Below are 6,713 nucleotides of genomic sequence, written 5' to 3' on the forward strand. Positions count from 1 at the left end.
ACCTGGTAACCAACTACCTCCCGTCTCGTGACGCTTGCCCGGATCGTGGACCTGCGCACTCTTCGGAGCCTTGGATAGGGGATCGTCACCGTTTGGCAATCTTCCCTGTTCCTGCTGAGGTGGATTGCATTATCCACAACCGCGTGCCGGGGCTGTGCTTTGCTGGGATGCGCTGGAACAATTGACGCCCGTGGTTACCCTGGGCCCGAGGTGGGTTCAGAAAGGCCACCGGCAACGTGACCAGACACATGACCGCGCCGACCGGGGGCGAGGCGCGAGCGGAGGCAGGATGGCTCGCAGGTCGGCCGTGCGACGCGGCCGTGACACCGCCGTCGTCGAGGAGACGGCGGCGCCCGGCCGGGCGCTCTCGTCCGCCGGCCCGTGGGAACCACTGGGCGCCGACGACCGGAGCCGCCGCGTACCCCGACACCGGGTACGGGGCGGAGGGCGCGGAGTACTACGTCAACAAGGTGCTCGGCGGGGTGAACGGGCGGCCGGTCAAGCTGGACATCTGCGACGGCGACGGCAGTCCCGAGCACGCCATCAACTGCGCCAACGGCTTCGTGTCCAAGAAGGTCGCCGCGGTCGTCGACGCCTACGAGCCCGCGCTCCAGGGCGCGCTGCCCGTCCTCAAGTCGGCTGGCATCCCGCTCGTCGGCACGCTCGCCGGGACCGCCTCCGCGGACCGCGCGGCGTACGGCGAAGCGTTCTACTACACCGGGCCGACCGAGGTCAGCGCGCTCGGCTCGATCACGATGCTGAGCAAGCTCGGCGTCAAGGAGGCGTCGCTCGCCATCACCGAGGCGCCGGCGTCGCACGCCTACGTCGACGGCATCATCAAGCCGATCGCCGACAAGCTCGGCGTCTCGGTCAACATCCAGTACCCGCCGGGCAACGGCGCCAACTTCAGCGTCCTGGCCGCGACCCAGCTCTCCCACGAGCCCGACGCCACGGGGGTGATCGCCCTCCCGGAGGACTCCTGCACCCAGCTCTACCAGGCCAACCGCCAGCAGGGGTTCGAGAAGACGTTCTTCGCCGGCTCGTGCTCGAAGTTCATCAACCAGCTCGGCGAGGAGGCCGAGGGAGCCGCGACGCAGCCGCGGACCTGGGTGTACGCGGCCCGCGACCACGCGCCCGCCCCGGTGCGCAAGCAGCTCGACGACTTCAAGAAGTCGATGGAGTCCATCGACCGCGGCGAGGAGCTGTCCACCCGCGCGATCTACGCCTTCGCCGGGGTGGTGAACACCGCCGCCGCCATGACGACCATCGACGGGCAGATCAACGCGAAGTCCGTCACCGCCGCGCTGAAGGGGCTCAAGGACTTCCCGACGTTCGCGGGGCCGAAGGTGACCTGCGACGGCAAGGCGTGGCCCGGGATGCCGACCGCGTGCAGCAAGCAGGCGATCTACTTCCAGGTTCAGCCGGACGGCTCGGTCAAACCGCTCGACGACCAGGGATACGTCGACCTCGACCTGTCGATGCTGCCCAAGACCTCGGCCTGACGTGAGGTGATCGCGTGAGCACGTATCTCCAGTTCATCCTTCTCGGATTCGGCCTCGGCGCCGTCTACATCGGGCTCGGCACCGGGCTGGTCCTGGTCCACCGGGCCACCGGCATCATCAACTTCGCCCAGGGCGCGATGGCGATGTGGGGCGCCTACGTCTACGCGCAGCTCCGCATCGACGGCACGCTGGTCCTGCCCATCGGCAGCGTGGAACTCGGCGCGAAACCGGTGCCGCTCGCGGCCGCCGGCGTCGGCCTCCTGATGAGCGTCCTGCTCGGCGTCCTCGCCCACTACCTGGTGTTCCGGCCGGTGCGCAACGCCCCCGTCCTCGCCCAGGTGGTGGTGTCGGTCGCGCTCATGCTGACGCTGCAGGCCCTGGTCGTCATCCGCTTCGGCCCGAACAGCATCGTGGTCGACTCGCTGGTGCCGCCGGGGAACTTCTCGCTGTTCGGACAGCAGATGTCGCACCGTGAGCCGATCATGGCCGCGGTGATGATCGCCCTGGCCGCGCTGGTCTGGGCCTACTTCCGCTTCACCCGCGCCGGCATGGCGACGCGGGCCGCGTCCGAGAACGAGCGCGGGGCCATGCTCATGGGCTTCGCCCCCGACCGCCTCGCGGGCGTCGCCATGGTGATGGCCTCCGCGGTCAGCACGGTCGGCGTCCTGCTCGGCTCCAGCCTGACCGGGCTCACCCCGGCCAACTACACGCTGCTCGTCGTCCCCGCGCTCGCCGTGCTGCTCGTCGCCCGGATGGAGTCGATCGGGACCGTCGTGATCGCCTCGCTCGCGCTCGGCGCCTTCCAGTCGGTGATCAACCTGCTGGTCAGCAAGGAGTGGTGGCCGGGCTGGGCGGAGTCGGGCCTCGACCAGGTCATCCCGTTCGTCGTGGTGATGGCGATCCTGTTCCTGTTCGGCGGGCGGCTGCCGTCGCGCGGCTCGCTGCAGACGATGCGGCTGCCGGACGTGCAGATCCCGCGGATCAGGCCCGTCCCGGCCGTCCTCCTCGTCGCGGTCGCCGTCGTCGTGCTCGCCGCCACGCGGGACGCCTACCGGTTCGGCGTCACCTACTCGATCATCCTGATGCTGGTGGCGCTGTCCTACGTCGTCATCACCGGCTACCTCGGGCAGATCTCGCTCGCGCAGACGTCGTTCGCGGGCGCGGCGGGCTTCACGCTCGCCAAGCTCACCACGTCCTGGGACATGCCGTTCCCGCTCGCCGTGCTGTTCTGCTCGCTGGTGGCGGCGCTGCTCGGCGTCATCGTGGCGCTGCCCGCCTTCCGGATCCGCGGGGCGCAGCTGGCGATCGTCACGGTCGCCGCGGCGCTCGCCATCGAGCGGTTCGTGTTCAACAACTACAGCCTGACGCCGCCGTCCGGTAACCCGATCGCGGACCCGACGATCTTCGGCCTCAACGTCGCCGTCCGCCAGGGCAGCGACCTGAGCCGGATGGCGTTCTCCCTCATGGTGCTGGCCGTCGCGACCCTCGTCGTGCTCGCCTTCGTCAGGCTCGCGTCCGGCACCACGGGCCGGATGCTGCTCGCCGTCCGGGCGAACGAGCGCGCCGCGGCCTCGGTCGGCATCGACGTCCGCGCCGCGAAGGTCCTGGGCTTCGGCATCTCGGCGTTCATCGCGGGCATCGCCGGCTGCCTCATCGGCTACAGCGCGGGCCAGCTGTCGGCCGAGTCCTTCACCGTGTTCGTCGGGCTCCAGATCCTCGCCGTCGCCTACCTGGGCGGCATCACCTCGTTCGGCGGCGCCATCGTCGCGGGCGTGATCGGGCCCCTCGGGATCATCTACGTCGTGATCCACGAGATCTTCGAGCTCGGCGACTACTACGCGCTGATCTCCGGGATCGCGCTGATCATCACGGCGATCATCAACCCCGTCGGGATCGCCGGGGAGACCCGGCGGCAGATCGCGTGGGTCCGCGCCCGGGTGGGCGGCCCGCGGCCCATCGTGGCGGGGATCGGAGCCGGTACGGAGACCGTCCGGCAGGAGAGGGAGGCGCTGTCCGATGCCAAATGAGGGACTCCGGACCACCGGGCTGACCGTCCGCTACGGCGGGCTGGTCGCCAACAGCGAGGTCGACCTGCACGTCGAGCCCGGCGAGATCGTCGGCCTGATCGGGCCCAACGGCGCGGGCAAGACGACCTTCGTCGACGCCGTGACGGGGTTCACCCAGGCGGAGGGGCGGGTGGAACTCGCCGGTCAGCGGATCGACGCCCTCGCCCCGCACCTGCGGCGGCGGCGCGGGCTGACCCGCACCTGGCAGTCCGGCGAGCTGTTCGGCAACCTCACGGTCGCGCAGAACATCGAGGTCGCGGCCTCACCGGGCGGCTTCCGCGCCGTGCTGCGGGACCTGTTCGGGCGGCGCCGCGGGTCGCTGCGCGAGGTGGTCGGCCGCGCCCTGCGCACGGTCGGGCTGGACGGCATCGAGGACACCGTCACCCGCGACCTGTCCCTCGGCCGGCAGAAGCTCGTCGGCGTCGCCCGCGCCCTCGCGGGCACCTGCGAGGTCGTCCTGCTGGACGAGCCCGCCGCCGGGCTGGACAGCCAGGAGAGCGGGGAGTTCGCCGACCGGGTGCGCGAGATCGCGCGCGGCGGCCTCGGCGTCCTGCTCATCGACCACGACATGTCCCTCGTCCTCGGCGTCTGCGACCGCGTCTACGTGATGGAGTTCGGAAAGATCATCTTCACCGGCACCCCGGCGGAGGCCCGCACCGACCCGGACGTCATCGCCGCGTACCTCGGAGTCCCGATGGAGTCGACCCATGCCTGAGAAGACGCCGCCTGAGAAGACGCCGCCCGGAAAGACGCCGCCCGGAAAGACGCCGCCCGAGCCGCTTCTGCGGGCGGAGGGGCTCACCGCCGGATACAACGGGGTGCCCGCCCTCCGCGACCTCGACCTGTCGGTCGGCGCGGGCGAGGTCGTGTCGATCCTCGGTCCCAACGGCGCCGGGAAGACCACGGCGCTGCTGTCCCTCGTGGGGCTGCTGCCCCTGATGAAGGGCACGGTCACCGCGCTGGGCAAGCCGGTCGCGCCCCGGCGGCCGCACCTGCTGGCCCGCCGCGGCGTCCGGCTGGTCCCGGACGACCGCGGGATCTACTTCGGACTCACCGTGGCCGAGCACCTGCGGCTGGCGCGCGGCTCCGACCCGGAGCACACGGCCGCCGTCATGGACCGCTTCCCGGCGCTCGACGGGCTGCGGGCCAGGAAGGTCGGCCTGCTCTCCGGCGGCGAGCAGCAGATGCTCGCCATCGCCACCGCGCTGCTCTCCCGGCCCCGGGTGCTGATGGTGGACGAGATGAGCCTCGGCCTCGCGCCCGTGATCGTCCAGGACATGCTGCCCGCCCTGCGGGACCTGGCGGAGCGGGACGGGATCGGCGTCCTCCTCGTGGAGCAGCACGTCGAGCTCGCACTGGACGTGTCCGACCGCGCCGTCGTCCTCAACCACGGGCAGGTCGTGCTGACCGGCCCCGCCCGCGAACTGCTGGAGAACCGCGACCGGCTGGAGGCGGCGTACTTCGGCTCCGACGAGTCCGCGGGCGGGTCCGGCGGCGGGTCCGGCGGCGAGGCGAGGGAGGCTTCGTGACCTACCGCCCGATGATCCGGATGGGCGACCATCTGCGGCTGAGCGCCCGGCGGTTCCCGGACCGCCCCTGCTTCGTCCACCCGGACGGGACGTCGCACACGTTCGCGGAGGTCAACGGCCGGGTGAACCGGCTCGCCAGCGCCCTCGCCGCCGCCGGGGTGGGCAAGGGCGACCGGATCGCCGTCATGGCGGTGGACAGCGCCGCCTACTACGAGGTCCTGTACGCCTCGATGAAGCTCGGCGCGGTCTACGTGCCGCTGAACAACCGGCTGGCCGAGGAGGAGATCGAGAACCTCGTCCGCCGCGCCGAGCCCGCGGCGGTGTTCGTCAGCACCCGCTATGCCCGCATGGTCAGGGACGTCGTCGGCCGCGTCGGGGGCGTGCGGCTCCTCGCGTCCTTCGACGGCGACGCGGAGTTCGCCGACTACGCCGCGCTGCTCGCGTCCGGCGAGGACTCCGAGCCCGATGCCGAGATCCTCGACACCGACACCCTCGGCCTGGCCTTCACCAGCGGGACCACCGGCCTTCCCAAGGGCGTGCTGCAATCGCAGGGCATGCTCAAGGCCCTGGTCACGCTCGAATCCGTCGAGTACGAGATGGCGCCCGGCGAGTTCCGCTACACGGCCTCGCCCGCGTTCCACATCGCCGGCCACGCGATGATCTTCCTTCATGTGGCCCGGGGCTTCCCGACGCTCGTCCTGCCGCAGTTCGACGCGCCCACCACGCTGCGCTGGATGCGGGAGGGCGGGCTCACCGGCTGCTTCCTCGTCCCCACCATGATCCGCCGGATCCTCGACCTGCCCGACGCCCGCGCCGGCGGCTTTCCCGAGTTGCGGACGATCATCTACGGCGGCGAGCCGATGAGCGCGACCCTGCTGCGCGAGGCCATGGACGTGTTCGGCTGCGGCTTCATCAACGCGTTCGGCGCGGCCACCGAGGGCGGGCTCCAGGGCGTCCTGTCCACGGCCGACCACGAGCGCGCGGCGGCGGGCGAGACGCACCTGCTCGGCTCCCTCGGCCGCCCGCCCGCCGGAGTCGAGGTCCGCATCGTCGACGAGAACGACGACGAGGTGCCGCCCGGCGTCGTCGGGGAGGTCGTCTCCCGCAGCGACGCCGTCATGTCCGGCTACCTGGACATGCCCGAGGACACCGGACGCGCGCTGCGCGGCGGCTGGTTCCGCGCCGGCGACCTCGCCCGCCGCGACGAGGACGGCTACATGTACATCGCCGGCCGGGCCAAAGACATGATCATCCGGGGCGGGGAGAACATCTACCCCGTCGAGATCGAGTCCGTGCTGAGCCGGTATCCGGGCGTCGAGCACGCCGCCGTCGTGGGCCGTCCCGACGAGCGCTGGGGAGAGGTCGTCGTCGCCGTCCTCACGGTCGCCGGCGGCCGGACGGTGGACCCCGGCGACGTCCGCCGCCACTGCCGCGCCCACCTGGCCGCCTACAAGGTCCCCGAGACCGTCCAGGTGATCGAGGAGATGCCCGTCAACGCCAGCGGCAAGATCCTCAAACGCGAACTGCGCCGCCTCCTCTCCCGTTGACTTGCGGCGTGTTGTTGTTATGGAGCGCCCCATAACAACAACACGCCGCAAGTCAACGGGGCTCGGGGG

5 protein-coding genes are annotated in these 6,713 nt (G+C 71.3%); all 5 read left to right on the forward strand.

Annotated features, from left to right (window positions below; translation table 11 throughout):
* Positions 1-248 precede the first annotated feature (248 nt).
* From E1281_RS40260 to E1281_RS14905, 5 genes are read left to right on the forward strand one after another with little or no spacing between them, the layout of a single operon-like run.
* Positions 249-1,502 (forward strand): ABC transporter substrate-binding protein, encoded by a 1,254-nt coding sequence (locus E1281_RS40260; protein ID WP_165958935.1) that lies wholly within the window; start codon positions 249-251, stop codon positions 1,500-1,502.
* 14 nt (positions 1,503-1,516) lie between these two features.
* Entirely contained in the window at positions 1,517-3,529 is a 2,013-nt protein-coding gene (locus tag E1281_RS14890) for an ABC transporter permease (RefSeq protein WP_131878460.1), read from the forward strand.
* Positions 3,519-4,283 carry an ATP-binding cassette domain-containing protein gene (locus tag E1281_RS14895; RefSeq protein ID WP_131878462.1) on the forward strand — a complete coding sequence of 255 codons (765 nt, stop codon included), beginning with the start codon at positions 3,519-3,521 and terminating at the stop codon, positions 4,281-4,283. The genes E1281_RS14890 and E1281_RS14895 overlap by 11 nt, the downstream gene beginning before the upstream one ends.
* Positions 4,276-5,097 (forward strand): ATP-binding cassette domain-containing protein, encoded by an 822-nt coding sequence (locus E1281_RS14900; RefSeq protein ID WP_131878464.1) that lies wholly within the window; start codon positions 4,276-4,278, stop codon positions 5,095-5,097. Before E1281_RS14895 ends, E1281_RS14900 begins: the two co-directional genes overlap by 8 nt.
* Positions 5,094-6,644, forward strand: coding sequence for an AMP-binding protein (locus E1281_RS14905; protein WP_131878466.1), 1,551 nt, complete (start codon positions 5,094-5,096; stop codon positions 6,642-6,644). Before E1281_RS14900 ends, E1281_RS14905 begins: the two co-directional genes overlap by 4 nt.
* Positions 6,645-6,713 lie beyond the last annotated feature (69 nt).

It is taken from the genome of Actinomadura sp. KC345 (genome assembly GCF_004348515.1).
Lineage (GTDB): Bacteria > Actinomycetota > Actinomycetes > Streptosporangiales > Streptosporangiaceae > Spirillospora.

Excerpts from the sequence above, each read along its gene's own strand:
- E1281_RS40260 (WP_165958935.1), top strand. The coding sequence starts at position 249 with ATGACCGCGCCGACCGGGGGCGAGGCGCGAGCGGAGGCAGGATGGCTC.
- E1281_RS14895 (WP_131878462.1), top strand. The coding sequence starts at position 3,519 with ATGCCAAATGAGGGACTCCGGACCACCGGGCTGACCGTCCGCTACGGC.
- E1281_RS14900 (WP_131878464.1), top strand. The coding sequence starts at position 4,276 with ATGCCTGAGAAGACGCCGCCTGAGAAGACGCCGCCCGGAAAGACGCCG.